At 36.7% G+C, this 974-nt stretch carries 3 protein-coding genes; all 3 read right to left on the reverse strand.

Annotation, left to right across the window (positions count from 1 at the left end):
- Positions 1-322: TipC family immunity protein (locus tag ADH52_RS05500; RefSeq protein ID WP_049510509.1), on the reverse strand; the 322-nt coding region annotated here is incomplete at its 3' end.
- A 10-nt stretch (positions 323-332) separates the two neighbouring features.
- The gene (locus ADH52_RS05505) at positions 333-800 is read right to left on the reverse strand and encodes a hypothetical protein (protein WP_049489568.1); all 468 of its coding nucleotides are present in this window, start codon (positions 798-800) and stop codon (positions 333-335) included.
- Positions 797-974, reverse strand: a 178-nt coding sequence (locus ADH52_RS11290; protein ID WP_152903963.1) for a TipC family immunity protein, incomplete at its 5' end; no start/stop codon positions are given. The genes ADH52_RS05505 and ADH52_RS11290, both read right to left, overlap by 4 nt.

The raw sequence follows: 974 nt of genomic DNA on the forward strand, positions 1-974 counted from the left end.
TCGAATTAGTCTTTCTTTCAAAAAGAATCAACACCCCCTTTATACCTTTTCCAAAATTAAGGTTAATGGTTATATCACTATAGCCTTTGGGTAGAGTTTCATACTTTCCAAAAGGAGTATAGGATATATTGGGATCATCACTTGGCCAACCTGATCTGATTTTAAACCCATCTATATTTCTTAAAATATTATTTGACCGATAGGTTTTTTCCGTCTCCTGATAAATCTCATCAAAAATGTTTTTAGGTTGATGGATAAAAAAGTAGAAACAGGATAATACAATTAGTGCGAACAACGCTATTAAAGCTAATATTTTTTTCATCATCATTCTCCTAATCTGCTAATGCTTCCAAACGATTTAAAAATGTCGATACTTCTGGATATTTTCTTTCAATATATGCCTTAAGAGCATCCTCCCCATCTAGCTTAATATCCGTTGGTCGCAAACTATCATAAATAGTATCTCTGACTGTATCCCAATCCTTATTTTTTAGGAATTCTCTTTCTCTCTGAGAGGAGTCTTTTTGAAGGTCATCATAATAGGAAGATATGGCTTGGTCATAGGATTGCCCCTCTTGCATACGACCGATAAGGTTGACCGAATCTAGGTCTGCCTTGTAGTCATCTTCTCCGATACTTGGCTTCATATCATTAGCATTGAAGGTCGTGTCTCCCTCCCAGCCTGAAAGATCCTTGACACGCTCTCTACCGCCATAGATGTCGGATAACTGAACTTGATTAGGATTAAGATGAGTCGCCATAGTGATGGACTGGTGGGTAAAGTCTGCATGACCTATCACCAATTCTCCCACTGGGTTTCAATCTTAACATCGCCATAATTACTTGGCGAGTACTTGCTGTCATAAATCGAGCACCAATCTTTCAAGACTTTCTGGTTAACGATTTCGTCATAGTCTTTCTCTAATTCTTCTTTAGAAATATTATATTTTCTGAGATATTCTCTTATTTTTTCT

This window comes from Streptococcus pseudopneumoniae (assembly GCF_001072665.1).
Lineage (GTDB): Bacteria > Bacillota > Bacilli > Lactobacillales > Streptococcaceae > Streptococcus > Streptococcus pseudopneumoniae_S.